General features: G+C 48.6%; 22 protein-coding genes and 1 pseudogene. 11 read left to right on the top strand and 12 right to left on the bottom strand.

Going from position 1 to position 26,392, the window contains the following annotated elements; translation table 11 throughout:
• Positions 1-218: 218 nt before the first annotated feature.
• Together AB4Y93_RS22870 and AB4Y93_RS22865 are read right to left on the bottom strand one after the other, a co-directional pair.
• Positions 219-329 (bottom strand): annotated as a pseudogene (locus AB4Y93_RS22870) (LysR family transcriptional regulator); the annotation flags it as partial.
• A gap of 220 nt (positions 330-549) precedes the next feature.
• Complete coding sequence (locus AB4Y93_RS22865) at positions 550-2,523, bottom strand: YhgE/Pip family protein (RefSeq protein ID WP_441895378.1); 1,974 nt, start codon at positions 2,521-2,523, stop codon at positions 550-552.
• A 137-nt stretch (positions 2,524-2,660) separates the two neighbouring features.
• Between AB4Y93_RS22865 and AB4Y93_RS22860 the strand changes: the two genes are divergently transcribed.
• From AB4Y93_RS22860 to AB4Y93_RS22825, 8 genes are all read left to right on the top strand, one after another.
• A complete protein-coding gene (locus tag AB4Y93_RS22860; RefSeq protein ID WP_441895376.1) occupies positions 2,661-3,548 on the top strand; it encodes an S-layer homology domain-containing protein in 888 nt (295 codons plus the stop codon).
• A 104-nt stretch (positions 3,549-3,652) separates the two neighbouring features.
• Positions 3,653-4,303, top strand: coding sequence for a GntR family transcriptional regulator (locus AB4Y93_RS22855; RefSeq protein ID WP_441895375.1), 651 nt, complete (start codon positions 3,653-3,655; stop codon positions 4,301-4,303).
• Positions 4,304-4,449: 146 nt separating this feature from the next.
• On the top strand, positions 4,450-5,427 hold the full coding sequence (locus AB4Y93_RS22850) for a metallophosphoesterase family protein (RefSeq protein WP_441895374.1): 978 nt from the start codon (positions 4,450-4,452) through the stop codon (positions 5,425-5,427).
• 35 nt (positions 5,428-5,462) lie between these two features.
• Positions 5,463-6,287 (top strand): metallophosphoesterase family protein, encoded by an 825-nt coding sequence (locus AB4Y93_RS22845; RefSeq protein WP_441895372.1) that lies wholly within the window; start codon positions 5,463-5,465, stop codon positions 6,285-6,287.
• A gap of 19 nt (positions 6,288-6,306) precedes the next feature.
• The gene (locus AB4Y93_RS22840) at positions 6,307-7,092 is read left to right on the top strand and encodes a tyrosine-protein phosphatase (RefSeq protein WP_441895370.1); all 786 of its coding nucleotides are present in this window, start codon (positions 6,307-6,309) and stop codon (positions 7,090-7,092) included.
• Positions 7,093-7,126: 34 nt separating this feature from the next.
• Entirely contained in the window at positions 7,127-8,491 is a 1,365-nt protein-coding gene (locus AB4Y93_RS22835; RefSeq protein ID WP_441895368.1) for an ABC transporter substrate-binding protein, read from the top strand.
• A 50-nt stretch (positions 8,492-8,541) separates the two neighbouring features.
• Complete coding sequence (locus AB4Y93_RS22830; protein WP_441895366.1) at positions 8,542-9,510, top strand: carbohydrate ABC transporter permease; 969 nt, start codon at positions 8,542-8,544, stop codon at positions 9,508-9,510.
• Between the two features lie 19 nt (positions 9,511-9,529).
• On the top strand, positions 9,530-10,348 hold the full coding sequence (locus tag AB4Y93_RS22825) for a carbohydrate ABC transporter permease (RefSeq protein WP_441895364.1): 819 nt from the start codon (positions 9,530-9,532) through the stop codon (positions 10,346-10,348).
• Positions 10,349-10,406: 58 nt separating this feature from the next.
• Here the strand turns inward: AB4Y93_RS22825 and AB4Y93_RS22820 are convergent, their stop codons facing one another.
• From AB4Y93_RS22820 to AB4Y93_RS22795, 6 genes are all read right to left on the bottom strand, one after another.
• The gene (locus AB4Y93_RS22820; protein ID WP_441895362.1) at positions 10,407-11,210 is read right to left on the bottom strand and encodes a DUF4358 domain-containing protein; all 804 of its coding nucleotides are present in this window, start codon (positions 11,208-11,210) and stop codon (positions 10,407-10,409) included.
• A gap of 28 nt (positions 11,211-11,238) precedes the next feature.
• Positions 11,239-12,390: a DHHW family protein gene (locus tag AB4Y93_RS22815; protein WP_441895361.1), complete on the bottom strand. Its 1,152-nt coding sequence runs from the start codon at positions 12,388-12,390 to the stop codon at positions 11,239-11,241.
• 17 nt (positions 12,391-12,407) lie between these two features.
• Entirely contained in the window at positions 12,408-13,817 is a 1,410-nt protein-coding gene (locus AB4Y93_RS22810) for an MBOAT family O-acyltransferase (RefSeq protein ID WP_441895359.1), read from the bottom strand.
• A 6-nt stretch (positions 13,818-13,823) separates the two neighbouring features.
• Entirely contained in the window at positions 13,824-14,306 is a 483-nt protein-coding gene (locus AB4Y93_RS22805; protein ID WP_441895357.1) for a DUF4358 domain-containing protein, read from the bottom strand.
• Between the two features lie 167 nt (positions 14,307-14,473).
• Entirely contained in the window at positions 14,474-15,016 is a 543-nt protein-coding gene (locus AB4Y93_RS22800) for an NADPH-dependent FMN reductase (RefSeq protein ID WP_441895355.1), read from the bottom strand.
• A gap of 87 nt (positions 15,017-15,103) precedes the next feature.
• A complete protein-coding gene (locus tag AB4Y93_RS22795) occupies positions 15,104-15,982 on the bottom strand; it encodes a LysR family transcriptional regulator (RefSeq protein ID WP_441895353.1) in 879 nt (292 codons plus the stop codon).
• Positions 15,983-16,105: 123 nt separating this feature from the next.
• Here AB4Y93_RS22795 and AB4Y93_RS22790 point away from each other — a divergent pair, with 123 nt between their 5' ends.
• Entirely contained in the window at positions 16,106-16,846 is a 741-nt protein-coding gene (locus AB4Y93_RS22790; RefSeq protein ID WP_441895351.1) for an SDR family NAD(P)-dependent oxidoreductase, read from the top strand.
• A 4-nt stretch (positions 16,847-16,850) separates the two neighbouring features.
• On the opposite strand, the gene AB4Y93_RS22785 is transcribed toward AB4Y93_RS22790, so the two are convergent.
• The 4 genes from AB4Y93_RS22785 to AB4Y93_RS22770 form a co-directional block, all read right to left on the bottom strand.
• Positions 16,851-17,999 carry a Ger(x)C family spore germination protein gene (locus AB4Y93_RS22785; protein ID WP_441895349.1) on the bottom strand — a complete coding sequence of 383 codons (1,149 nt, stop codon included), beginning with the start codon at positions 17,997-17,999 and terminating at the stop codon, positions 16,851-16,853.
• Positions 18,000-18,013: 14 nt separating this feature from the next.
• Positions 18,014-19,474: a spore germination protein gene (locus AB4Y93_RS22780; protein ID WP_441895348.1), complete on the bottom strand. Its 1,461-nt coding sequence runs from the start codon at positions 19,472-19,474 to the stop codon at positions 18,014-18,016.
• Complete coding sequence (locus AB4Y93_RS22775; protein WP_441895346.1) at positions 19,471-20,574, bottom strand: endospore germination permease; 1,104 nt, start codon at positions 20,572-20,574, stop codon at positions 19,471-19,473. The genes AB4Y93_RS22780 and AB4Y93_RS22775 overlap by 4 nt, the downstream gene beginning before the upstream one ends.
• A 161-nt stretch (positions 20,575-20,735) precedes the next feature.
• On the bottom strand, positions 20,736-22,022 hold the full coding sequence (locus AB4Y93_RS22770) for a glycosyltransferase (protein ID WP_441895344.1): 1,287 nt from the start codon (positions 22,020-22,022) through the stop codon (positions 20,736-20,738).
• A 123-nt stretch (positions 22,023-22,145) separates the two neighbouring features.
• On the opposite strand from AB4Y93_RS22770, the gene AB4Y93_RS22765 reads away from it, so the two are divergent.
• The gene (locus AB4Y93_RS22765) at positions 22,146-24,635 is read left to right on the top strand and encodes a choice-of-anchor A family protein (RefSeq protein WP_441895343.1); all 2,490 of its coding nucleotides are present in this window, start codon (positions 22,146-22,148) and stop codon (positions 24,633-24,635) included.
• A 254-nt stretch (positions 24,636-24,889) separates the two neighbouring features.
• A complete protein-coding gene (locus AB4Y93_RS22760; RefSeq protein WP_441895341.1) occupies positions 24,890-26,383 on the top strand; it encodes a DHA2 family efflux MFS transporter permease subunit in 1,494 nt (497 codons plus the stop codon).
• The last annotated feature ends 9 nt before the right edge of the window (positions 26,384-26,392 follow it).

Below are 26,392 nucleotides of genomic sequence, written 5' to 3'. Positions count from 1 at the left end.
ACCCAATTCAACTGCTGTTATGCGGTTCCAACCGGCAGATCTATCGGCCCGAACGGAATGGGCGTATGTACTCGTTCACGTTCTCTTTAAGTCAATATGTTATCACAAAATTCTACATAAGACTACCTATAGGCAGACAAGCCTCCCCATATGGAGAGTAAACCAGAATAAATTGTCATCTGTAAGCGCTATTATAGAAGAGATATGCGGAGCAGGAATTAAGCCCCCTCAAGATTTTTGAAATAATCGATTACAAACTGCCGGAACCTTTGCGCCGCAACTGATAAATAATGCTTTTTGGACCATACCAATCCTGTCGTTACGTGACAATCCGGAATTAATACATTCCCTACGTTGGAGCTAGTACAGTGAATCCTAGGTTGATCGTATGGACGACGTACGTAGATTGTATTTTGTACAGTCAAATTCACTTCAAAGGACTCTACAACTGCCAGGGAAGGTATTTTGACTGCACAGAATCCAATTTAGACTACCTATCTAACACTCCTGTCCATTTTTCACTGTATGAGATCCAGTCTACCAGGTAATCTAAATTTTCACAGGCATTTGCTGCTCATCCCTATCCCGTTTCTTGGTCATTGCGAAATACAGGCTCGTCAGCATGATAAAGATCGCAATGTAAAAGGCAAGCCGCCCGGCCTGCGACCACATATGAGCGAAGTCGCCGCTCGATATCACATCCCTGTAGCCGCGAATGCTGTAGGTCATCGGCAGCCACGGATTCATCGCCTGCGCCCAGCTCGGCAGCAGCTCATACGGGAAGGTGCCCGCGCTTGAGACAAGCTGGAAGATCATGAGCAGCAGCACCACGAACCGGCCGGGGTTATCGAGCCAGGTCACAAAGGTCTGGACAACAAATATAAACGTAAACCCGGTTAATACGGTGTACATATAAAATAACGGCACGCTCTGCACCTTTAATCCCAGCACGTACAGAATAACCGTGCTTAATATAAGGGACTGCGCTAGACTCATCACCCCGAAGGTGAGCAGCTTGCTGAGAAACAATGGAAAACCGTCTGCCTCGTCCGACGAAGATCGTCTCGCCGAGAACATTGTCGTGAAGACAAGCGAACCAGCGAATAAGGCCATCGATAGAAAATAAGGCGATATCCCGTTGGCATACAGCCGGACCTTCCGGTCATCATTCGCTACTATCGTTACCGGCTCGGCGACCATCTGGATGGTCTTCTCGTCTGCATGAAGACTCGCCGTCTGCTTCGCGGCATCAGATAGCTTATCCGCCAATTGCGCCGAGCCCGATGCCAGCTTATCAGCACCTGTACCAAGCTGGTCAGCTCCAGTTGCCAGCTGGGAAGCCCCGCTTGCGAGCGTACCGCTTCCAGCAGAGAATTGGCCGATGCCGTCCTTTAGCTTCTTCGCGCCTTGTGCCAGCTGTACTGCCCCTTGTCCAAGCTGCTTACTGCCCGAGACAAACGCAGGAAACTTCGCCCCTAATTGCTTGAGCCCACCCTGCAGCTGACCTTGTGCTGCGGCGAGCTGCGTTGCGCTTTGCAGCAGCTTGCTCTGCCCATCACTTAACTGCTTACTGCCAGCGAGCAACGCCTGCAATGCCGGATCGGATGCTAGTTCTTCGTGGCTGTCTATCAGCTTCTGAATACCAGCATAAAGAGCATCCGCACCATCCTTCGCCGATCCTATGCCGTCCTTCAACTGTCCCGTTCCATCCGCCAGCTTATCCGCCCCCTGCTGGAGCTGCGTTGACGCAGCGCCTAATTGCTCTGCCCCGCTGGATAGCGCTGCAGCACTGCTGCTCAGCTTTTGCAGCCCCGTATTCAGCTGCGATGCTCCATCCTGAAGCTGACCAATGCTGGAGTGAAGCTTCGCGGCTCCGCTGGACAACTCATGCAGTTTGCTGCTCAACGTGCCCGCTCCATTATCGAGCTGAACGGCTCCGTCATGAAGATCGGAAGCACCTTTAGCTAGCTGGGAGAGTCCATCCGATAAAGCCGTGAATTGCGAAAGCATGCTTCTGGAGTACGCTTCGGTGAGGTTTTGCGACAGCTTGTTTCGCAGCTCCTTTGTCGCATTTTCGCTGATCTGCCCGGATATAAAGTTGTAGAAGCTGTTCGATTCGAAAATAATATCTGCCTTCTTAGGAGTTGCACTCGTTAAGGAAGCCGCATTCTCTGAGAACTCGGCAGGTATGGTAATCGTCGCGTAATAAAGGTTGCTAATCATCCCCTCCTTGGCAGCCTGTTCGCTTACAAAGCGCCAATCGAAGGTTTCATTATCCTTCAATTCCTCTATAAACTCCTCGCCGACATTCAGCGGCTTTCCTTCATACTCCGCTCCTTTGTCCAGATTAACAACGGCAACGGGCAGATCTTGAAGCTGGCCGTACGGGTCCCAATTCCCCTTAATCAAGAAACCGCCATACAGCATCGGAACGAGGGCAACGCCAATAAACGTAACGATAAGCATCCTATTTTTCAGAAAATAACCTACATCCTTCTTAAATACATGAAACGGATTTGCCATCCATTATCCATCCTTTACCTGTCATTCATCGTCCTCCTATTATTCGCACAGCCTCCCACTTCCATTCGACAGCTATTGCATTTGTGATCTCGTACACTTTAATAGGAGAACAAATCGGGAAGGGAAGTGATGCGTGGATGAGTCGATGGAAACCTCTGATACCGCTGCTTATAGGATGTTGTCTCCTTACCTTTGCAGTAACGGGCTACGCCGCCTCAAGGACGGCATACGAAGAAGCGGAACAATCGTGGGCCGCCCCAGCATTAAAGGAATGGCTCGACTTAGGCTGGCTTCAAGGTTATCCGGATGGCACAATCAAGCCAAATGAGCCTGTGACAAAGGCGGAGATGGTATCGCTGATGAACAGAGCCTTCGAGCTGACGGATACGGCCCCCCTCTCCTTCCAAGATGTATCTACAACGGACTGGTTCTACACCGAATTCTCTAAAGCCGTGAAAGCAGATTACATAACCGACTTCGAAGACGGCAGGATCATGCCTCTGCAAATCATTTCACGGCAGGAAGCGGCTCTGATGCTGGCATCCTTCGTCCATCTGGAACTGCCAAGAGAGAAGGTGCCTCCCTTCAAGGATAAGGACCTGATTCTCGAAGCGGATCAGGGAGCGGTTGCTAGCCTCGCTGAAAAGGGGATTATTAAAGGCTATCCTGACGGCACTTTCAGGCCCGCTGCTCCCGTCACCCGTGCAAGCGCTGTCTTTCTAATTGATGCGATGCTGAAATCAGGAATTGTAAACCGAACTTATTCGGCTCCAGGCACCTACGGGTTAGACTCGGCGGTCGAAACGATATATGGGAACGTGACGTTGGCCTCTCCTGACATTACATTGCGGAATATGCATATTAGAGGGAATGTGATTATAGATGGAGGAAGCGGTGACTATCATCTGATTCATGTGACAGTAGATGGTAATATTCAGCAAGGCGAAGGCTCGCCGACTGTTCATTTGGATGACTCAAGAGTCCTTGATAATGGCGGGGATCCGGAGGAGGCTGCTGCGCAATAGTGACTGCAGAAGACAGGACTGCCATATTGCTTAGTGGCCCTATAGCATTCTTTTTAGAATATTTGTTACTATTAAGCTAAAAACTTACAAAGGAAACTGCTGATATGTCTTCAACCTCTTTGGAAACAACTGCTTACCGTGAAATCCGGGAGCGGATTATGCGGGCAGCATATATGCCTGGCTCTATGCTGTCAGAGAACGAGCTTGCTGTTAATCTTGGCATGAGCAGGACGCCAATCCGAGCTGCTATCTCCTTATTAGAGCGGGAAGGGCTTGTGGGATCCTTCCGGGGAAGAGGCGTCATGGTGAAGGAAGTATCCGCCCATGAATTCAGCGAGATGTATGAGGTTCTTGTGTCCATGCAGCTGTTCGTGCTGGATACAGCCGTTAAACGCAAGCTAACCTTTGACTTGGAAGCCATGGCTCAAATACTAGAGCAGCAGCAATTAGCTATGGAGCAAAGCGATTATTACGGCTACTACAATAACAGCTTGCAGTTCACAGAGACGATTCTCCGTACCATCCATAATGAAAGTATGCTGCAAATTATGGAGCTATATCGTGGCCGTTATGTGTTCAGTACCGTATCCTATCGCATAAAATATCCCCAATACCAGCCTAGCCGCTCTGTTCAAACGAACCGCAGAATTTACGAAGCCATAATGAGCGGTGATATCGCCGCAGCCAAAGCCGCCATATCCGAGCAATACTCGGATACTCACGAGCATTTTATCGTCCATGGCTTGATGAAATAAGTTCATAGATCGCACAAACCGGAAGCTCTCTGAGCTTCCGGTTTTGTTTTTGAATTTTACAAATATTCAATCTCACGATTACACACGACTTACATACAACCTGCATACTAAGCAAGAAGCAAAAAGTTATGAGGAGGAAATACAAGATGACAACCATTCAATTAGGCAAGCAAATATCGGGGATCTGGTTCGATGAAAAAAACTTCTCAACAGATAAACGTCCATGGTTTGGCGAGCTTCCACAACTGCCTGCAGGAGACTTTTCCTTCGCAGTAGTAGGAGACCGCTGTGGTCTGGCAACACCTGGCGTATTCGAGAAAGCACTGGACCTGCTGACTGACCTCAAGCCTAGCTTTATCCTCTCCGTTGGTGACTTGATCGAAGGTTACTGGCGTGATCCAGCCGACGTTCATGAAGAGTGGGACGAGATTGATGCAAAAATAGCAGCGACCGGCGTTCCTTTCTTCCAAGTGGTCGGCAACCATGATTACGGCAATCCCATGATGGCTGACGTCTGGAGAGCCCGCAAAGGCTTCGAATATTATGCATTCCGATTGAATGATGTCCTCTACCTGGTCGTAAATACCGAGAATCCGCCTCATGAGTTCCCTGATCTCGTCCTCGACACCATTAAGAAGGCAACAGAGCTGTTCAAACAACACCCAACTACACCACTTCAAGAGTTGTTCAGCGGCATGGCGACGATGTCACCTGAGGAAGCCGCAGCGCTCAGCAAGCTCGATATCGCCATCGGTGAAGAGCAGCTTGCCTTCTTCCAAGAAGTATTAGAGAACAACCGGGATGTGAAGCACACCTTTGTGACCATGCATAAGCCAGGCTGGAAATCGGACAATGCTGATTTCGCAGCAATCGAGCGTATGCTTGAGGGCCGCTCCTACACGGTATTCGCCGGTCACTTCCACTCCCTTGAATATACGAATGATTCCGAAGCTTCCAAGCAATACATTCAGCTTGGCCGTACCGGCGGTTTGACGCATGGCGGCAATCGTTCAGACGAGAACCTGATTCTGTGGGTAACGATGAAAAACGGTGTTCCAACCTACCGGGTTATTCACCTGGATGGCGTTGACGCGGTTGAAAATTACGAACCACAGTACCACTAATCTTTTATAGATCCGAACAATAGGAGGCCCTAACCATGGAAAAGCTGAAATTCATTCACCTGACAGACACGCATATGAATGCACCTCATACCGACAATATGTTTTCTAAGCTCAATCTAGCTGAAAAAGTAAAAAGCGTATTCGCCCATATTCATGATTCTAAAGTTTCCCCTGCTTTTGTTGTCATTACAGGCGACTTGTCGCATGAAGGAAATGTTCAGGATTATGCATACATCCGCACGATTGTTGACGAAGGTTCGGCACTGCTGAATGTACCTGTCTATGTTGTACTTGGCAACCATGACCACCGTGCTCCATTCCGCGAGGGCTTCCTGCAGGAAGAGGCCTCCGAGCAGCCGTATTTTTACTCCCACACGATTCAAGGCGTTCGTCTGATCGGCCTGAATTCCCAAATCAAGGGCCATCACCACGGTGAGATCGATACCGAGCAATTGGCTTGGCTTGAAGAAACGCTCCGTACACCGGCTGAGAATGGTACAATCGTAGCCCTTCATCATCCACTGCTTAATATTAACGGCATGCCTGCCGACCACCTGCTCGCTAACCGTGAACAACTGGGTGCTGTGCTTGAAGGCACAGACGTCATCGGCGTTGTGGCCGGCCACGTGCATACCAACAATGTAGGCACCTATAAAGGAATCTGCAACGTTGCGGCAACGGGAACAGCCTTTGGCGGTGAAGCAGCTGAAGACAATCAATTCAAGATGGTCGACTTCTGCGGCTACAACATCGTCTCCGTCTTCGAAGAAGGGATTACTGTACAATCCATTGCTTTGCCTGGCATGCAGGAAGAGTTTTTCCGCTTCTCCCTTGAAGCAGCAGCTGCCCACAACGAATAGAAAGAAGGTTCCTTTCATCATGACGAATCAAGTTATGCCTGCAAGCTTGCTCCCCCTTCAAGGGGTGTTTAATTTCCGCGATATGGGCGGTCACCGGACGGCAAATGGCCGTACCGTCAAGAAAGGCCTGTTATTCCGCGCAGCGGAATTAACTGGGCTGACTGCTGAAGATCATCTCTTACTTAATGAGATCAACTTCCGCCATGTTTTCGATTACCGCAACCTTGGCGAAGCGGAGCAGAAGCCAGATCCGCAGATTGGACAAGCGGTTAATATCCGTATTCCCGCGAACCTCGCTTCTGAGGATGCTCCCCATATGGATCTTGAGCAAGTATTTGCAAATGGGCTTCATAAGCAGTTTTCCAATACCATGCTCATCGACTTGTACGCAGCTCTTCCGATTCGGAACGCTTCCTACAAGCAACTGATGGAGCTGGTAAGTAAACCTGAAGTGAATCTGCCGCTTGTTCATCACTGCGCCGGCGGCCGCGACCGTACGGGTGTTGGCAGCATGCTGATCTTGTTGACGCTTGGCGTACCTTATGAGGCAGTATTGGAAGATTACTTGCTGTCTAATGTGACGCTTGAGAAATTCCATCAGCAAATGTTCGACATGGCAGCCAAATATGTCAGCACGGAAGATCTCAAAGCTCTTGAAGAAGCGATGCTGCTGCAGGAAATCTACCTGAAGGCATCACTAGACAGCATTACTCGTGAGTACGAAACATTCGAACGTTATTTATTGGAAGAGTTCGGCATTGATGAAGCGCTCAGACAGCAGATTCAGGACTATTGCTTGGAATAGTATCCAACCAAAATTATAGCGGGGGTAATAACAAATGAAACGTTTGGCAAAAGGCGCTATCGCCCTTATGACGGTAGGCTCACTCCTCTTGACCAGTGCTTGCGGAGCGAACAGCGAATCGAATAACACATCCGGCAATGCAAATGCGTCGGGAGACAACAACAAGGCAGCAAATCAAGTTGAACTCGGAACGCTCGACCCAGCGAATCCAACGAAAGTGACGTTCTATTCCTACAGCCTTGCTTATCCTACGATGAAGGCTGGTATGGAGCAGCTGATTAAAGAGTTTAACGACACGGTCGGCAAAGAAAAAGGCGTTATTGTTGAAGGCGTGCCTGATGCAACCTTCCAACAATACAAAGCGGATATTTCGGCTGGCAAAGAGGTTGACGTTGTTCAGCATACCTTTAACTTATTGGACAGCTCCCGTCTTGGACTTGGCTTTAAAGCTTATGAGGACGTATTCCCAAAAGCTGAGCTTGATGAGCACCTGAAGGGTATCTCGCCAAACGCGCTTGAGCTTGGCAAAATCGACGGTAAAATGTACGGACTTGCTTTCACGTTCAGTACGCCAATCGTCTTCATTAACGGCAAGCTGTTCGAAGAAGCTGGTCTCGATCCGGCTAATCCGCCGAAGACTTGGGATGACATTAAAAAAGCATCACTTCAAATTAAAGAAAAAACAGGCAAAGACGGATTTGGTCTCTCTCCACAGAACGGCTGGGTAACGGAAGGCCTGATCTTAAGCAACGGCGGCCATGTCTTGTCCAAAGACCACAAGCAAGCTGAGTTCGCGAATAAGGAAAGTGTAGATGCCATCTCGATGTGGAAAGACCTGTACACGAACGGTGCATCTGCTAAAGGTACGGACGCTGAAGTTTCTGAGCAATTCATGGCTGGTAACCTCGGTATGTATGTTTCTTCTACATCGCTGTACAGCGGCATTAAGAAAGCTTCTGAAGCAGGTGGCTGGAAAGTATACGGCGGAGCGCTTCCGCAATTCGGAGACAAGGAATCGATTCCTGTTAACTCCGGTTCTGTGCTGGCTGTTCGCCCGGATTCACCGACGAAAAATGCAGCGGTATGGGAGTTTATCAAGTTCGTAACAGGTGACAGAGGTTATACGATCATCACGTCCCAAATCGGTTACCTGCCGCTTCGTACTGGTCTTGCTGATGATCCGAACGGTCTGAAGGACTTTGTTGAGCAGAACCCGCTGTACAAAATCAACCTTGAGCAGCTGTCTCGCATTCAACCGGTTGCGATCTGGCCAGGTGAAAGTGCAACAGAGATGGCTACTGCCTTCACGGATGCGATTGTCAAATCAGTCAGCACGGATGCAGATGTAGAAAAAACCCTTAAAGAAGCACAAGACCAAATCAACAGTATGATGCCTTAATAGCAGCCATAACACTGGAGAGATTGCTCCTCCATAAGAAAGGAATCGTTATGAGCCAAACTATCGAAAACTCGTATGCCCCCCCTTTAAAGGGGAACCCCGCAATCGCAAGAAGAAGTCTAAATAAAGCTAAGCTGTGGCGGCGTATTAAACCGTTCCTCTACTTGGCTCCTGCTCTTATTTTGCTAAGCGTCTGGATGTATAAGCCGTTAATTACGACCTTCTATCTGGCCTTTCATAAGTGGAACATGGTTCCTGGGACTGAAAAGAAATTTGTTGGTCTCGATAATTTCGATCGCCTGTTCCATAACCCGGCCTTTATCGATTCTATTGGCAACACCGTCTTCTACACGGTAGGGCTTCTGCCGTTCTCGATTCTTATTCCGCTTGTCCTTGCCGTCGTCACGAACAACATGAACGGCAAAATGAAAAACGTTTACCGCGGTATCTTCTTTATCCCGATGATTCTGGCCCCTGTGTCGGTCAGCGCCATCTGGCGGTGGTTATTCCATCCGTCCAACGGTGTAGTCAACCACATCCTGCTCAAGATGGGCATGATTGATCAGCCTATCGCCTTTTTCTCCGACGCGCATTATGCGAAGTGGATTATTCTATTCATTACCGGCTGGAAAATGATCGGCTTCAGCGTCATAATGTTCTCGGCTGCCTTAACCAGCATTAACCGGGAATACTACGAAGCTGCTGCCATTGACGGTGCTTCGAGCCTGCGCCAATTCATTAACGTCACTGTACCACTCATGTCGCCAATGATTATGTTCATGCTGATGATGAGTATCCTGTTCTCCAGTCAATGGACATTTGCTTATATCGATATCCTAACAACTGGCGGTCCATACGGCACTTCAACAAACATCTATTACGAAATGTACCGCTACGCATTCTCGAACTTGAATGTTGGCTTCAGCTCGGCAGCTGCGCTTGTATTCTTCTTCCTATTTGGCGCAATCGCATTGCTGCTCAATGCAGTATCCCGCAAGCTGTCGTTCTACGACAATTAATGGTGAAGGAGAGTTATCGATGAACAAACGATCCCCGGTAGCGGCAATCCTGCGGCATGGGGTGCTGGCTCTGATGTGCATCATTGCGATTATTCCGCTGTACTGGATGGTTAATTCCTCACTCAAGAACGAGTCTGAGATTTTCACATCCAGCTTTTTCCCGAAAGCACCGACCTTTAGCAACTATACGTATGCTTTTTCCCAAATGCCGATTGTCCGAATGATCTTTAATTCGTTTGGCATCTCGATTCTCATGACGCTTCTCCAACTGGTAACAAGCCTGCTTGCGGCTTACGCTCTCGTCCGCTGGAGATTCCGCGGCAAGGGATTGATCTTCTCGATCCTGAGCCTGACCTGGCTGATTCCGTTCCAGGCCATCATGATTCCGAACTATGTACTCGTTAATAACATGGGACTTAATGATTCCATGCTTGGTATCGTGCTTCCGTTCTGCGTTTCTACCTTTGCAATTCTGTCGTTATATCAATCGTTTCAGTCGTTCCCTAGCGTTCTGATTGAAGCAGCTTGTATCGACGGCATGAATGATTGGGACATTCTGGTGCGGCTTATTATTCCTAACATCAAATCGGGGATCGCGTCGCTTGGCATCATCTCTTTCATCAACGCATGGAATGAGTATCTCTGGCCGATGCTGATCACAAAGAAGATGGAAAACTCGCCGATTCAGATTGGTCTGAAGCTGTTCGTCAACTCGGACACGAATATGTGGGGCTCCTTAATGTCCGCCACTACCGTGTCTTGTCTGCCGGTTCTGATCATCTATCTGCTGCTCCGCCGTCATATCGTAGATTCGTTCATTAAGTTCGGTATCAAGTAACACTTTAGTAAAAAAGGCCGTGATCTCTGTTCAGTAGAGATCATGGCCTTTATCTTTATTATGATTTTAACGCCGCTTTAAAAGCTTTCACGAGATCATCCGCACTTTCCGAGATGACGAATAGGACGTAGTTGCCTTGTACGACTATTTTATAGTTCTTCGCATTCTCGTATTGGTCCTGCAGATAGGTCTCGAACATCTTCTGAACCGTTTCAGCACGACTTACCATGCCTTTCTTAACGGCATCGATATCCTTTTCTTTCTTCACTTTAAATACCGCAATTTCGTTCGTCTTCACATTCATCATCGGCATACGTGCGGAGAAGTCAGCAAGGGTTGACGTATCGATGCCATACATATTCTTCACATCATCGGCAGTCATCGCCATAAGAGCGGGCTGTTCCACGGCTTTCAGCATCGCTTCGATCACATCACCTGCACTCGCATCCGCAGCCGGACTTGGACTTGGCTTAACCGTTGGCTTCGGCGATGGCTTTGGCGTTGCAGATGGCTTCGCGCTTGGCGCCGGCGTTGCAGCTGGCTTCTTCGTAGGCTCAGACGGCTTCTTCGTTGCGGCAGGCTCTTTCGTTGGAGCTGGCGTCTTGCTTGGCTCAGGGGTAGCACTAGGTGAAGGTGATGCACTAGGGCTTGGGCTCGCCGAAGGACTTTCGCTTGGCGTCTCCCCAGCCTCTTCACTTGGCTCCGTATCTGGACTTACCGATGGGCTTTCTTCACTTGGACTCACTGTAGCAGTAGGACTTGGCGATGCCCCCGTATTACTGTTGTTATTGCTGCTGCAAGCACTTAACACGCCGCCCAGAATCATCGTGGATAGTAGAAGAATAATCGCGCGTTTTTTCATGAAAGAACTCTCCCTATTATGATCTCGTTTATTTGTTTAGCTTTAAGATCTCGCCATTCTCCGCGAACGTCGCCGTGTTAAACAACAGCAGCGTATGGCTGATGCCATTCTGCTCCATGTAATCCCCGATGCTTCCGTTGTAATAGCGCATATCAATGACATGAATCTCTTTCACATGTTGCGTCAAGAAAGGCAGGAAGCTGTGTGCATACGAATCTTTGATCACCAGCAGCTTGTCCAAATCCTCTTCGCCCTGTGGAATATCACTCGTAATGGTCATAAGTGCATGAACCCCGCCTAGAAAATACGAGTACTTATCCTTTTTCGCCAGATAACTGTCGTCGTACAGACTATCTGTTGTTGTGTCCGTATCAGCTACATATACCGAGGTTCCAACCGGCTGCTTCGGCAGATATTTCTCTATAGAATCCGGTTTGACAAGGCTGAATTGTCCTCGCGTATCGTAGCTTCCGAGGAAGGAATCGCTGACCGTCTTTATTTCATAATCCGTCACGGGATGCGGCGTCCACCCCATCTGTTTCGCATACGCTTCATAAGCATAATAGGCGCCAAGTGTTGTCCAGTGATGGTCGGTCCGGTAATAAATATCCTCAGAGGCATGCGGCATCAGAACGTCGAACCCATTCATAAACGTCAGATTCGCAAGCCCCTGCAACTGTTCCGCTGCGGCATCATTCACCTGATCCTGCGGATCATAAGGCGCTTTCCATGGCAGTTTGTCCGGATAGAGGCCAATTGAGGTTGGTGCAAGCAGGAACTTCATGTCCGAGTCCGGATGGGCAGCTGCAAATGCTTTTATCGTATCTGTATATTGCGCGAGCAGCGCCGAATCAGGCTTCGTAAATTTCTCGAACAAGTAACCGTCCTTCCCTTTGTAGATGCCGTTGTTTTCCTGCTGAAGCCTCAGCTGTTCCGACAGCGACTTCATCCACACCCACTCGCCGCGCATTGGAAAATGATCGGTCACGAACGTTTCCGCTTCCTCTGCGAATTTTTTGGAGATCAAGTTATCCCACGTAAGCTTTGGTGCTGCCTGCAAATAACGGTTCTCGAGCTCGGAGAACTTGCTGGCAGGTGAGAAGAGGAAAATCAGAGCTAGAACAAGTAACGTCGCGACGAACCAGATGGCGAGCAGCCGGTCGGTTTGCTTTTTCATCATGTTGTCCTCCCTTGCTGTCAGAAACGGAAATACAGGAACGGATTAAACGTCGCGTCGACGAGATAGGAGACGGAAAGGAAGAACAGCAGCACCAGCCACGCTAAGCTTGCCACTGAACGCACGCCATCGACACGTCTTTCCGTTCCTTCCACCACAGGCTGTCTCTTCCAAGCCATTGAGGCCAGAATAAGCAAAACAAGCAGAACGGCATTCGTATAAACAAAATACATCGTGCCGTCGTTCCAGACCGGCTGCCCATTCAGTCCAAACATGGCTCTCAAGTAGCCGCTGACCTTCGGCAGTTCATCAAAGGCGAACAATACCCATCCGATAAGAATAAGCAGACTGGCATAGACATGCCTGATCCATCTTGGTGCCCGGGCGAGAAGCCGAAGCCCTGCCCATTTTTCGAAGATAAGAATGACACCAAAGTACAAGCCCCACAGCATAAAGTTCCATGCCGCACCATGCCAAATCCCGGTCAGCACCCAGACGATAAGAATGTTGCGGAGCTGCTTACTAAGCCCCTTCCGGTTACCTCCGAGAGGAATATACACATAATCCCTGAACCAGCTGCTCAGCGAGATATGCCATCTGCGCCAGAAATCTGTAATGCTCTGAGCCGTGTATGGCTTATTAAAGTTCTCATTGAATCGGAAGCCAAACATAAGTCCAAGTCCAATCGCCATATCGGAATAACCGCTGAAATCGAAATAGATCTGGAAGGCAAATGCAATAATACCAAGCCATGCGGTCAGAACCGGTAAGGTGCCTGCATCTGCGTCCGAGATCGCATGCCAGAGCAAGCCGATGTTATTTGCAAGCAGCACCTTTTTGGCAAGGCCGATAATAAAGCGCTTCACACCCTCGGCGAACATCTCCATCGTCACACGGCGTTCCCGCAGCTGCTCCGCCAGCGTGTTATACTGCACAATTGGCCCTGCGACGAGCTGCGGGAACAAGGCAACAAACGTACCAAAGTCGATCCAGTTACGCTGCGCTTTGGCCGTTCCACGGTACACGTCAATAATGTAGGACATCGATTGGAATGTATAAAACGAGATGCCGATCGGCAGAGCAAGCTCAGTCAGCGGAATATCGGTTCCAAGCAGCGCATTCACATTATGGATAGCGAAATCTGCATACTTGAAATAAGACAGCAGAGCCAAATTTACAATGACCGATGCAACAACGATTGCTTTCCTCCGCTTCGGCCCCCAACCTGGTTTGTCTAACAAGAGCCCAAAGCTGTAGTCCGTAACGGTCGAGATCAGCATGATGACAATATAGACCGGCTCACCCCAGGCGTAGAAGACTAGACTTGTCAGGAAAAGAACAAGGTTCTTCATCCTGCGGGGTGACAGGAAGTAGAGCAGGAATACCACCGGCAGAAAAACAAACAGAAATAGCAGGCTGCTAAATACCATAGCCGGTTACTTCGTTTCGAAGAATCCATTGAAGGCGGTTACGATATCATCCGCATTCTCTCCAATGACAAACAGAACATAGCTGCCTTGTGCGACTACTTTATAATTTTTTGCATTCTCATATTGGTCAGGCAGATAAGTTTCGAACTGCTTCTGAACGTCAGCCGCACGCTGCTTCACGCCTTCTTGTATAGCCTCAACGTCCTTGGCATCCTTCGCTTTCAGCACCGCAATTTCATTGGTCTTCACATTCATCAGTGGAATCTTTATGGTATAAGTGTCAAGAAGTGCCGGGTCCAAATGGTACAGATTTTTTACCCCAGCTGTCTCAAGATCAGTTTGGGGCGGCTGCTCGTATTGCTTCGTAAGCTGCTCGATCATTTCTTGTGTCGACAACTTTGGATCGTAGTTGCTGCCTTTTTCAGAACAGGCACTCAGCGTTAGGCCGATGAGGATCGTAAATAACAGAATAAACACTGGTTTTTTCACGTTTAGCACTCTCCTTGATGTAGTGTTGATTTTACGAAATTCAAGACAGTGCTACAGACGCATGATAGGACAAGAAGGTTACAAATTACACAAAATTAACATTATAAAAAAACAAGGCCTTCCACCATAGTAATGGCGGAAAGCCTTGTTTACTTCCTAGCAGATAATTATTGTCTAAGCGTTCTTAATGCACCGCTCCAAGCCACAACTTGGTCGAGCATACCGTTCACATTCGTTAGATGCAGATCAGCTGGCTTGAATACAGAGCCGTTCTCGAAATCAGTGAACAGCGACAGAGCCGGGTGCACGCGCACATCCGCTACCGACAATTCGCCCAAGATGCCACGCAGATGTTCAGCTGCACGGGCGCCGCCCACCGAGCCATAGCTCACGATGCCGGCAGCTTTATTGTTCCAAGCATCACGCGCGAAATCGAGTGCATTTTTCAGAGAAGCCGTAATGCTGTGATTGTACTCCGCTACGATAAATACGAATCCGTCCAGACTTGCCAGCTTCGTATTCCAAGCAGTAGCCTGCTCCGTTGCATCTACCTCGCCAAACATTGGCAGCTTGTATTCAGCGATATCGACGATTTCGTAGTTTGCATCGCCACGTTTGTCAGCAATGCCCTTCACCCATTCGCCTACTTGCGGACTTACGCGGCCTTGGCGGGTGCTACCCAGAATAATACCGATATTCAGATTAGACATTAATGTTTACCCTCTTCCATTGAGATTTAGATGAACGATCGAACCTTGCTCTATCGTTTCCACATTATACCTTCTCTATGCAAGGGTTCAAATCCTTTCCAACTTCTGCCTTAAATTCTCGTAAAGCCTCACTGCTGCATGTCCAAGCGGATTTGTTCTGCTCAAGAGTCCTGTAAGCATATCAATGGATTCACCACGGATCTCTCTCGTCAACGTGCCGGCAGGCAAAGGGTCTAAGGCAATTCGGGGAACAAGAGCAATGCCAAATCCGCTTGCCACATAATGCTTAAGCGCCGTCATGCTGCCGATCTCCATCGTCGCAATCGAGGGCTGAGCGGCGTCCTGCAGCATTCGTTCAAGTCTCTTCCGATAGGGACAGGTCGCCGCTGTAATTAACAACCGGTGTCCTTCCAGATCACTTAACCTAATGCTCTCAGAGTCGGCAAGCAGGTGACCTTCCGGCAGCAGAGCCGTAAACTCCTCTTGAAACAGCGGGTGAAAATACAGCTCCTCACCAGCCTCGGGTGGCGAGCACAAAGCAAAATCCAGCTCTCCCTGCTTAAGGCTGCTTACCAGCGCAGGTGTACTAGCAATCTCCAGCGACACATCAACTTTTGGATACTCGCGCATAAAAGCCTGCAGCAGCATCGGCAGCCGGCAGCTGGCCGACGGCTCTGTTACGCCAAGCCGCACTTTGCCGGCCTCGCCATTTTGCATTTCCGATAGGTGAGCCTGTAATTGCTCCATCCGATACGTAATATCCAGACTCTGCTCATAGAACACCCGTCCCGCTTCCGTCAGCTTTATTTTCTTCCCCCGTTCAAACAGCTGTACACCCAAATCGGCCTCCAGCCTTTGAATTTGCATCGTTACCGTTGACTGCGCATAGTTCAGCTCCTCCGCTGCCTGATGAAAGCTGCCGCTTTTCACAATCGTGTGCAGCGTCTTAAACGTCTTCAGATCCATCCGTTATCTCTCCTCCAATTATGTTCAATAATATTGAACAAAATATTCATTATGTTCAATTATACAAATCGGAAGCTGAGAGATACAATTTATTTATAAATGTAATCCATAGGAGGAGATTCCATGAATCTGCAAAATAAAGTGGCGTTAGTAACGGGTGGAGGCACAGGCATCGGTCGGGCAACCTGCCTTGCCCTGGCTCATCGCGGTGTTTCTGTCGTAGTTAACTTCTCCCGCTCCAAAGAAGAAGCCGAAGAAACCGTGAAGCTAATTCAAGACTTAGGCGGGCAGTCCATTGCCATGCAGGCTGATGTTTCGAAAGATAACGAAGTTAGAGCCATGGTTGATCAGATCGTAAACTGCTATGGAACAGTGGATCTGCTCGTCAATAATGCGAGCATTACCCGCCACATCCCGCTCCCAGACCTGGAAGCCGTAACAGATGAGATATGGGATGTGCTGCTAGCTGTCAATGTGAAGGGGATGTTTTACTGTGCAAGAGCCGTCGCCTCTCACATGAGGAAGCAAGGACAAGGGGCGATCGTCAACCTCGGCAGTATTGCCGGTACAACCGGCTCTGGGTCTTCCCTGCCTTATGCAGTATCTAAGGCCGCCGTCCACGGCCTCACCAAATCTCTCGCCCGCGCCCTTGCTCCACTCATTCGAGTCAACTGTGTTGTGCCAGGGGCTGTTGCAACTAGGTGGTGGGACGGCAGAGAGGAACAGATGAAGTCACTTGCCCCTAACCTGCTGCTGAAGCAAATCTCAACGCCCGAGGACATCGCCCAGCTCATATGCGCTGCTCTCGAACAGGAAGCCATGACCGGCCAGATCATTACCGTTGACAGCGGCCAGACACTGTAATTGGTTATTTCACAACCTCTTTATATTTGCCTGTACTTGTAACATTAGCCTTGATGCGCAGGCTGCCGAGGGAGTGTTCGTTCAAGAAAAATTTACCCCCTTGGCTCAGCTTGTGAAAGACACGCGGGTTCTGGCGATACAGCGCTTCTTCCAGTTGGAACGGATCACATTTTTTCGATAAAGCGATCCGGTACGTTTTCCGAATTTCGTCTTCAATTGCCTGCTCCGCTTTCTGCTCAAGCTCCTTTATCGGTGCATTAAAGGATTCCCTAATTGTACCGTTTACCGTCACAGAGAGATCAAAGGTCACATCCCCGCTGCCCGTTACCTTCGGCCTGACTTTCAGCTTAGGGTGTGTAAACGAAATAACAGCCTTCTTACCCTCGTCCAGTGGAACTTGAAGCGACGTTCTGACAATCTTTCTTGTCGCCCACCGTATGCCCTTCAGCTCATCAACCGACATCCGGTCCACTAAACGCCCCTGATTGAAAAAGTAAGCTCCGTCCATCTCGAACATTCCTTTCTGCTTCTTCTCCTCCAGCCAGGTGCTTCTATTGATAGCAATCGACGGCATATAGAAAGAGTTGCCCGGCTCATTCATATTCGCAATCAGACGGTTGCCATAAGCGGAGAGGATATAAGGACTTTGGCTGCGGACCTGCATACTTGTGTACATAATAGTGTCGAGCGGAGATAGGTTGAACAAAGATCTTTGCGTCAGGATATCAGTCATCTTCTCCCTCGTCGCATATACCAGGACATTATAGCGCACCTCATAAAAGCGGTTCAGCGTGCTGTACGTTTCTTTGCCGTCCCTCCGCAAGATATTCTCACTAAGTACTACGGCCTTCAGATGTCCCCAGAACAAAGGAAACTGTGAAGTCGCATTTGTATCTGTCAGTGCAATGGCCAGGGTATCTCCTTGCCCTTTGCCGATCCAGATCGGTACTTTTGTTCCCAGCTGCGTATTCTCGGACCGGGCGATATTCGAGAAATTAAGCACTTGCACATACGTCTTGTACTTGCCATCCTCATAGTCGATGCCAAGTGCCGTCACATAAGCCAGGTTCTGAATATCCCTGGAATTGGCGCAGCCTTGAAGCAGCGGCACCCACATCAAACAAAGGACACATATTCCTAATAAAGAGCGCATCGCCTTCAACTCCTCTACCGTTCCTCGTCCTGATCCTGCAGGCTGACTGGCCGCCTTTTCATCAAGAACCAGGGCAGCCTGAGGAACGAGCCGATTAAATCTCGAAGCTTAAGTGGAGATAACGGCGCGAGATAGCTGACTCCGAATGACCTCTGACTGCCCATCACGGCAATAAAAATAACGATCCCCAGAATAACTCCGTACATACCGAGGAAGGAAGAGAGAACGAAAAAGAATAGACGGATAATGCTGACTACCGTGCTTAAGGATTGATTGACCAGCGTTACGCCTGAGACAGCCGTTATAGCACCCACTACTACAACCGAAGGAGAGACAAGTCCCGCCCTGATTGCGGCATCTCCGATAATAAGACCACCGATCGAAGTTAAAGTCTGGCCAATTGACGTTGGGAGACGTACCCCTGCCTCCCGGAAAATCTCAAGGAGCATCAGCAGAATAAACATCTCTATTTGCGCCGAGAAAGGCAGCCCCAGCCGGGATACTGAGATAGTCGCCATAATCCGGAACGGCAGTTGATCCTGATGAAAGGCCATTAACGCCACCCAAATGCCTGGCAGAAATACCGTTATGAACAGACTGAACAGCCGGATAAGCCGGGCGAATGAAATATAGGTATAGTTAAAATGAATATCTTCTGGTGATTTAAGCAGCAAGCTTAATCCCGCCGGCCCCACAATAACAAGCGGATTGCCATCCATGACAATGAGAAACCGGCCCGACAGCAGAGAGTTTACACAGTAGTCTGGCCGGCCCGTATAATCCAGTAAAGGAAGAAACTTATACTTCGAGCCCGTTAAGGCCTCTTCCAGCTGATTAATGCTGTATACCCCATCGGTATCGATCGATTCCAGGCTTTTATGAACCTCTTCTAATATCTTGGGGCTGATAATATCCGAGAAATAGAGCAAAGAAAGCTTCGTCTTCGTTCGTTTGCCAAGCGTGTATTCCTTTACATACAGCGAGTGGCTGCGCAGCCGTTTGCGGATGAGCGCCACATTCGTTGACATATCTTCATTAAAGCCGTCCTTTGGACCTTTAATAGAGATCTCCGTACTTGATTCCGTAGGCATACGCTGAGGACGGTCAGCTATTTCCATACGGAAATAACGTTTCTCTTGCACGAAATAAAGGAATAACCCCCCTTCAAAGATCGTTTCGTCAATCTCCTCAACAGTAGGATTGCCCTTATAAGGGAACAAAGAAAGTCTAGACACCAGCTGATTGATCTCTTCTGCTGTTACTTTGCCAGCTCGCTCATAATATTCAGCAAGGACAGGAAGAGCAAATTCATGAATTTGTCCGGTGTCGCATAGACCAATCGCATAGACCAGCACAACAGCAGCCTTATCGCTTGTCCCAAACCGGCATGGCTTCACACACACATCAGCCGAGCCTTTATATAACTGCTTCAAGCGTTCTTCCGACCAGTTCATACTGACTGCCGGTGCTGTCATTGGGGCTCATCCTTTCGAAAAGGTTTTGCAGGCTTGGCGAATAGCGTAATGCCCATCCAGATCAACGTCACAACAAACAAGATGCCGAAAGAAATCGGCAAGAAGACGTCATACATCCATTGGTAATAGGAATCATCATTCGTTGGGATGATGCCAACAAACAGATAGCTGACCATAATAATGGCGGTAGCCCATCGGCGTACCCGCCCCTTAAGTTTAAGGGTATCCGTAAGCAAGTAGACGGCGAGACTAATTCGAATACAAGCCCCCGACATCCATTGAAAGATGGAGAAAAAATCAACATGCTCAAGATATTCCCCTACCTTCACCAGCCGCCACTGTTCATAAGGAGGGGTCATCTGGTTGGATGCTTCTGTGGGTCCAAATTCGGTGATCGCTCCGATAATGGGGCCAAGCATAATAAGAATAATAAACAGACTGTAGGCAAATACCTGCCATGACTTGATCTTCTGGCTGAGCCTATGCTGCAGCATCAAGATGAAGATAACCTCAATAAACCCGCTTGAAGCATAGAGGACTCCATCGAGAACAGGCTCCCACCCCTTTTCCAAAATCGGGGTCAGTAGTTTGTAGTCCTTTTCCGAATGATTAAATACACTGACGAATACCCCCAGCATACTGACGATGGGGAACAAGACCCCCGAAGTAACAGCAATGACCCGAAGACCCCATAAGGTAATCATGAAGCAGATGGTCACTAAGGTGATCGTTAGTACAAATGCATGTGAATCCGGCAAGTAGTTCGTAGTATTCCACTTCACGGTATGAACCACCGTTGTAGCTCCAATTAGGTACAGGATCACACAGACCGGCATCATTAATATCCATGAAAGAGCGGGATGGGTTTTCTCGGAGATCCACTTATGCCACTGCTGCTGCCCCGATTTTCTGATCATCCAGGCCAGCAGCAGGCACCACACGATAAAGACACAGCCCGTCACGAGCACGGTAATCCAAGCATCCCGCCCGGAAGAATCCAGCAGCATCGGGTTAATAATGACATGATCGATAAGTCCGTTCGTTAAGGCAAATATCATAAGCAGCTGGGTGATATTGATTTTACTGGCTGTTCCACTCATCGTCTGATTTCCATTCCCCTTGCTCCCTTTAAGTCAGGAAAAGATAGGTTAATCATTCCACCACCCATTCCAAATTATGCATGACATGTAAACCTTTATAATAGAAAAGCTCCCTCATTGCACTTGGCAAGAGAGAGCTTTTTGATACGGATATGATTTAATTAAAGCCCCTCAATTAGCGGCTTCAGCCGGTTCTCCCAAATCCACTGTGGATTATACCGCTGGCGGGTAATTGTCTTGGCCTGAAGAACCGGATTATTCTCTATCTGCCTGACAATAATTCCTGCATGCTCTCGTAAATAGGCTTCCTCTGAAGGATGGTAGCTCTCTCTTGTATCGCAGTCGAAGCCCCTTGCATTCCACCGCATAAAATAAGCATTCAGCCCATGTCCAAGCTCCTCCAAGGCAGGCACCGCCTGATTCAGCACAAGCAGATTTCCTCTGCTGGCTGCCTCCAACACGATCAGCCCAAAGGATTCCGAATACGAGGTACAAATAAACAGATTGCTTAACGTAAATAGCTCCATTACACCGCGATGGGGAAAACCGTCCGGCCAGCCCAGATCGGAGGTAAAGATAAGCTCCTCACTGCCAAGCCCGTAACTCTCGCCTGCGCTTCTAATTATTCGTTTGTACGACGCTGGTTCAATATCAAGGGAGGGAAAGTCGCAGAAAATCAATTTGATCTGCTTGCCTGATTCTGCGCCTATTGCACCGATCAAAGCAGCAGCTTTCTCGAATTGCTTGCCTGTCGTTAGCCTCCCAGGATACACAGCTAGAATGTCTGGTGCAAGCAGATCCGTCAGATTACCGAGTCTTTGAACTGCTTCGCTCATTCCACCATAGAGATTCAGGCTATTTGGAATAGCCCGGCACTGCTCAAGTGGAACATTATATTGACTGGCTAAGGCGGGTAGTCCTGACTCTGCCGGATACAGGTACGTTGTATTGGGAAGCGGTGTATATCTGCCTGAGAGAGGCCAGTCCATTCGCAGTGGTCTCTGGGCAGGATAGGAATGATTCATAGCCAGGAATCGCAGTCGTGGAAGCCGGGCCTGCACCTGCCGAATTGCTATGTTATGTACCAAATGCCAGCCTTGATAGAGAATATCATGGAGGAAGACGACGTCGACATCCCGTACAGCTTCATATAAGCTAGCTGCAATGACCTCCGCCTCCTGAAAAAAAGTCGGATGGACTCTGCCGGTCGGCTGGGTATAATCAAGCCAATGAATCTGCTTGCCATTCAGCCGGTTCGTTATTTTGACCCATTCGATCCTCTCATCGCTGTATATGCCATACCGCTCGGAGTCGGGGCAATCCTGACTGACAAGCACTTTCACCTTCATTCCTCCGCCAAGCAGCATATGCAGATGCTCCTCAACCACACTCACTAACGAATAAGTCTTCGATAAGCCATTAAACATCGTCAGGATAGCGACATTCATGAGCGGGTCCCCTTTATTTCCGATTAAATACTCTCTTCTATGCCTGAAAAAAAGGGAATATGCATAGATATCATACGTGTGCCTCGGCGGGCTAATTACTGCAAATATGGAGGGGATAATTGAATGGCGTGTACTAACCTCGGGATAGCCAATGATTTTAATCTATTTATATTTGGCGATCACACCCAATCCTTCGTTGACTCGGAAGGGAGAGTGGCCGTTGGAGGCAATTCAACTCTTAGTAGTTATGGTGTAGGGGATAAGCTTCCCGTCTCTACAACAAGACCGGATCTTATCATACAAGGCAATGTGAATATTTCGCAGGGGACAAATTTTGCAGGGAATACGGTCGTGTATCCAAGCAGTACGATTATCAATTACACGATGACTAATAATAATGGGGTTCCAGGGCAGCCGCTTGTTGGCACGCCAATCGACTTTAATGCGGCAGAAATTGGATTGGCACAGCTCTCCCTTGATCTTGCCGCAGCAGAGGCTACAGGAACAGTAACCAACAACTTTGGCCAGATTGTTCTTACGGGAACAGACCCGGCCTTCAATTTGTTTATGTTCAACGGTAATAACGTGGATGGGAACGGGCTGCGCCTCGATACGGCTAACGGAATTAATATTGTTGCTCCCGCAGGATCAACGATTGTTATTAATGTAGGAGACGATAATGTCGGCTTCGGAAGCTATACGATTTTCCGCAATGGGGTTACTGCCTCTGAGGGAGAGGGGGCTTTAATCCTCTGGAATTTCTATCAGGCTATCACAGCCTTTAATCAGAACATAGCCATTATTGGCTCCGTGCTGGCTCCGTATGCGAACTGGGAAGCCATTGGATTCGGAAATATAAATGGTACGCTGGTAGCTGCATCGCTGACGAATGTAGGCGGTACGCTGGAGGCGCATAACGTGCCATTCATGGGCTGTATTCCTTCCAGAGATGTTACGACAACAACAACGACTACTACTTCAGCTATTCCAACTACGACAACTACGACAACAAGCACGACCTCCACGACGTCAACGACAAGTACGACATCAACTTCGAGTACTTCGTCAACGTCTAGTACAACAACTGTTGTCCCTACGACGACAACGACAACGACGCCTGTGCCCACTACGACGACAACGACAACTACTTCAACGACCACACCAGCTGTTAATATAGGTCCAATTATCACCGCAACAAAAACGCCAAATGTCGCTACCGCTCAGGTTGGAGATACGATTACTTATACCTTAACCATCACCAATGTGGGGACCGCTCCAGGAGAAGTGTTATTAGCCGAAATTTTTCCTCCAGGTGTGCAATTTATTCCGTCAAGCTTAATTATTGATGGCGGCCGCTTTAGCGGCGTAGACATTACAGAGCAAGTCATTATTGGCCTTGTTAATGTAGGGCAAGTCGTAAACATCCAATTCCAAATCTTTGTTGCGGGATTCCCGCCAAACGGACAAATTACCAACGCAGGATTTGTTGTCACAGTTCCACCTGGCACCGTTCCACCAACTTGTACACCAGGAGAAGCATCCGTTATTGGGATACAAGGGGTACCTCCCATTCCAGGTCTCATGCTTCCTGTCCTGCCAATCTTCAAGCCGGGAGTGACACCAGCTCCTGGGCAAGTCCCGAATTCGGGGCCACTTTCGCTTGCTGACGGAAGAGTTGTGCTCAATCAATCGGTAAGCGTTCCAGGGATTACACTTACCCCGCTTGTCGGTTTAACCATACCTGTTCAGACAGGAACCATTCAGCCGATTATTTCAACCAGCTTTGTCACCGTACCTACGACACCTGTTCTAAGTACTCCTAACCTGCTTGTATCCAAAGCCTTCCTCGATGTTTCATTATTCGTCGGGCAGCGGATTACTTACACAATCTTTATCATTAATAACGGTAATGCGGTATCGGCAAGAACGACACTCATTGATGCTTTGCCGGCCAATGCCTTATACATTCCGGGCACCATTCGGGTGAATAATGTGCTCAGGCTGGACGATAATCCGAATGAAGGCATCAGCATCGGCCCAATTACCCCTAATCAAAGTGCCATCATCCGGTTTGATGTCTTGGTCAGAGGCAGCGGCGCCTTAACGAATACGAGTCAGGTAAGGGCGGATTTCCTGCTGCCGAACCAGCAGCTCCAGACGCAAACCTTCCAATCAAATACAATCTCGAATCCGGTGTCCACCATTCGGGCCGCCGACTTTGCTTCGTTCCTGAAAACATCAGATGCCCAAATTGTCAGGGTCGGAGACAGCTACCATTATAATATTACGCTTACTAACCTGTCTGCGGATATTACAGCGGGAAACGTTATTTTCTACGACCCGCTCGATAATCAGCTTCAGTTCGTATCAGGCAGCCTTACTGTAGATGGCATTCCACAGCTTGATCCGCAGGCAGGGATTCCGCTTGGAACAATTGCTCCAGGGATGACACGGCGGCTGACCTTCCTGGTTAATGTATTAGCAGAACCAATGGGCGGCATTATCATTAACCAGGCTGCTGTTCTTTTTGAATTCCGTTTCGGATCGTCCTGCTTCCGAGCAGGATTGCTTACGAATACAGTTCGGATCATTGTCGAGGAAGAAGAGGAGTAACAAACGGATAGAAGGGCACCCACGGGTGCCCTTCTATCCGTTAATCATAAATTAACCAAATTATAGTCGTTTTTTCCCCGAACCGCCCCTTTTCTCTGCCTAGCCCCCTGTGATAAAGTGGAAATTGGGCTAATTAAAGATCTATGGAGGGGGAAATTAAGGACGCTGTAACTATGCATACTGTCCATCAAGCCTTAACAAAATAACGTACATACCTTTTCGTCAAAAGGCGAAGGAAAGGACGGCAATTATCAATGAATGCTTCTAATGCTGGTACGTCCAGCTCTGCACCCAACTTGACCAATATCAAGCGTGGTCCCATTATTGCTACACTTATTATAGGCGCGTTCATCGCGATTCTTAATGAAACCCTGCTTGGTAATGCGCTCCCTGAATTAATGAGGGCTTTCGATGTAGGTGCTTCTACTATTCAATGGCTATCGACTGCTTACATGCTTGTCGTTGGTGTACTTGTACCGGTAACCGCTTTGCTTCAACAATGGTACACCACAAGGCAAATGTTCATCGGCGCCATGACATTATTTTTTGCAGGTACAGTCATATCGGCCGTTGCACCAGAATTTGGTGTCCTCCTTGTAGGCCGTATTGTTCAAGCTGTAGGAACGGGCTTATTACTCCCGGTTCTGATGAACACCATTATGGCGATCTTCCCTCCGGAAAAACGCGGTGGTGCCATGGGCCTGATCGGCCTTGTCATTATGGCTGCTCCAGCGATCGGACCAACGCTGTCCGGTGTCATTATGGACTCGCTCAACTGGCGCTGGCTCTTTATTCTCGTGATTCCGCTTGCCGCATTGTCGATTATTTTCTCCTTTGTTTTCCTTAAAAACGTATCTGATATTACCAAGCCTAAAGTCGACCTGTTATCCATATTCCTATCCACCATCGGCTTCGGCGGACTGGTATACGGCTTCAGCTCGACAGGTAACAAAGGCTGGTCCGATCCCGTTGTTATCTGGTCTATCGTAATTGGCGGCATCGCCTTGTTATTGTTCATCTGGCGCCAGCTTGTACTGGAAGCTCCGATTCTGGACCTGCGGGCATTCAAATTCCCTATGTTCACTATCGTGACGATTCTGCTCTTCGTGCTTATGATGACGTTGTTCTCCACCATGACGCTGCTTCCGATGTTCCTGCAAGGAGCTCTGCTGTTGACCGCGTTCCGATCTGGTTTACTAATGCTGCCGGGCAGTATTATTAACGGGATTATGGCACCGATCTCCGGCGTATTATTCGATAAGTTTGGTCCTCGTATCCTCGTGACGCCTGGCCTCATTCTTGTTGCGATTTCGCTGTGGATGTTCACAGGTATTGACGCAACAGCAAGTAATGGTCATATCATCATGATCCATATCATTATGATGCTTGGTATATCCCTTGTTATGATGCCAGCTCAAACATCCGGCCTGAATCAGCTGCCGCGCCATCTCTACCCGCATGGCACAGCTATTCTGAACACGCTGCAGCAAGTATCCGGTGCCATCGGTACAGCTCTGTTCATCGGTATTATGACCAATGGCACGAAGGACTATCTGAAGACCTCAACTGATCCAACCGCTCCTGCTGAAGCAGCAAAAGGGATGGTTGCAGGTGTTCATGATGCCTTCTGGATTGGTCTTATAATCGCTATTGTTGCAATTATCATCGGCTTGTTCGTTAAACGTACAAAGCCGCCTGAGGGAGATCAGCAGCCTGAAGGTGAAAAGCAAGTAAGCATGAGCCATTAAGATGCAAAA

Source organism: Paenibacillus sp. YAF4_2, assembly GCF_052113225.1.
Lineage (GTDB): Bacteria > Bacillota > Bacilli > Paenibacillales > Paenibacillaceae > Pristimantibacillus.
This window is presented reverse-complemented; position numbering and strand designations above follow the sequence as displayed.

Coding starts and splice junctions, on each gene's coding strand:
- AB4Y93_RS22770 (WP_441895344.1), bottom strand. CDS start 22,022: ATGAATGTCGCTATCCTGACGATGTTTAATGGCTTATCGAAGACTTAT.
- AB4Y93_RS22845 (WP_441895372.1), top strand. CDS start 5,463: ATGGAAAAGCTGAAATTCATTCACCTGACAGACACGCATATGAATGCA.
- AB4Y93_RS22810 (WP_441895359.1), bottom strand. CDS start 13,817: ATGGTATTTAGCAGCCTGCTATTTCTGTTTGTTTTTCTGCCGGTGGTA.
- AB4Y93_RS22765 (WP_441895343.1), top strand. CDS start 22,146: ATGGCGTGTACTAACCTCGGGATAGCCAATGATTTTAATCTATTTATA.
- AB4Y93_RS22780 (WP_441895348.1), bottom strand. CDS start 19,474: ATGACAGCACCGGCAGTCAGTATGAACTGGTCGGAAGAACGCTTGAAG.
- AB4Y93_RS22820 (WP_441895362.1), bottom strand. CDS start 11,210: ATGAAAAAACGCGCGATTATTCTTCTACTATCCACGATGATTCTGGGC.
- AB4Y93_RS22785 (WP_441895349.1), bottom strand. CDS start 17,999: ATGCGCTCTTTATTAGGAATATGTGTCCTTTGTTTGATGTGGGTGCCG.
- AB4Y93_RS22860 (WP_441895376.1), top strand. CDS start 2,661: ATGAGTCGATGGAAACCTCTGATACCGCTGCTTATAGGATGTTGTCTC.
- AB4Y93_RS22790 (WP_441895351.1), top strand. CDS start 16,106: ATGAATCTGCAAAATAAAGTGGCGTTAGTAACGGGTGGAGGCACAGGC.
- AB4Y93_RS22840 (WP_441895370.1), top strand. CDS start 6,307: ATGACGAATCAAGTTATGCCTGCAAGCTTGCTCCCCCTTCAAGGGGTG.
- AB4Y93_RS22815 (WP_441895361.1), bottom strand. CDS start 12,390: ATGATGAAAAAGCAAACCGACCGGCTGCTCGCCATCTGGTTCGTCGCG.
- AB4Y93_RS22835 (WP_441895368.1), top strand. CDS start 7,127: ATGAAACGTTTGGCAAAAGGCGCTATCGCCCTTATGACGGTAGGCTCA.
- AB4Y93_RS22760 (WP_441895341.1), top strand. CDS start 24,890: ATGAATGCTTCTAATGCTGGTACGTCCAGCTCTGCACCCAACTTGACC.
- AB4Y93_RS22850 (WP_441895374.1), top strand. CDS start 4,450: ATGACAACCATTCAATTAGGCAAGCAAATATCGGGGATCTGGTTCGAT.
- AB4Y93_RS22800 (WP_441895355.1), bottom strand. CDS start 15,016: ATGTCTAATCTGAATATCGGTATTATTCTGGGTAGCACCCGCCAAGGC.
- AB4Y93_RS22865 (WP_441895378.1), bottom strand. CDS start 2,523: ATGGCAAATCCGTTTCATGTATTTAAGAAGGATGTAGGTTATTTTCTG.
- AB4Y93_RS22830 (WP_441895366.1), top strand. CDS start 8,542: ATGAGCCAAACTATCGAAAACTCGTATGCCCCCCCTTTAAAGGGGAAC.
- AB4Y93_RS22855 (WP_441895375.1), top strand. CDS start 3,653: ATGTCTTCAACCTCTTTGGAAACAACTGCTTACCGTGAAATCCGGGAG.
- AB4Y93_RS22795 (WP_441895353.1), bottom strand. CDS start 15,982: ATGGATCTGAAGACGTTTAAGACGCTGCACACGATTGTGAAAAGCGGC.
- AB4Y93_RS22825 (WP_441895364.1), top strand. CDS start 9,530: ATGAACAAACGATCCCCGGTAGCGGCAATCCTGCGGCATGGGGTGCTG.
- AB4Y93_RS22775 (WP_441895346.1), bottom strand. CDS start 20,574: ATGAGTGGAACAGCCAGTAAAATCAATATCACCCAGCTGCTTATGATA.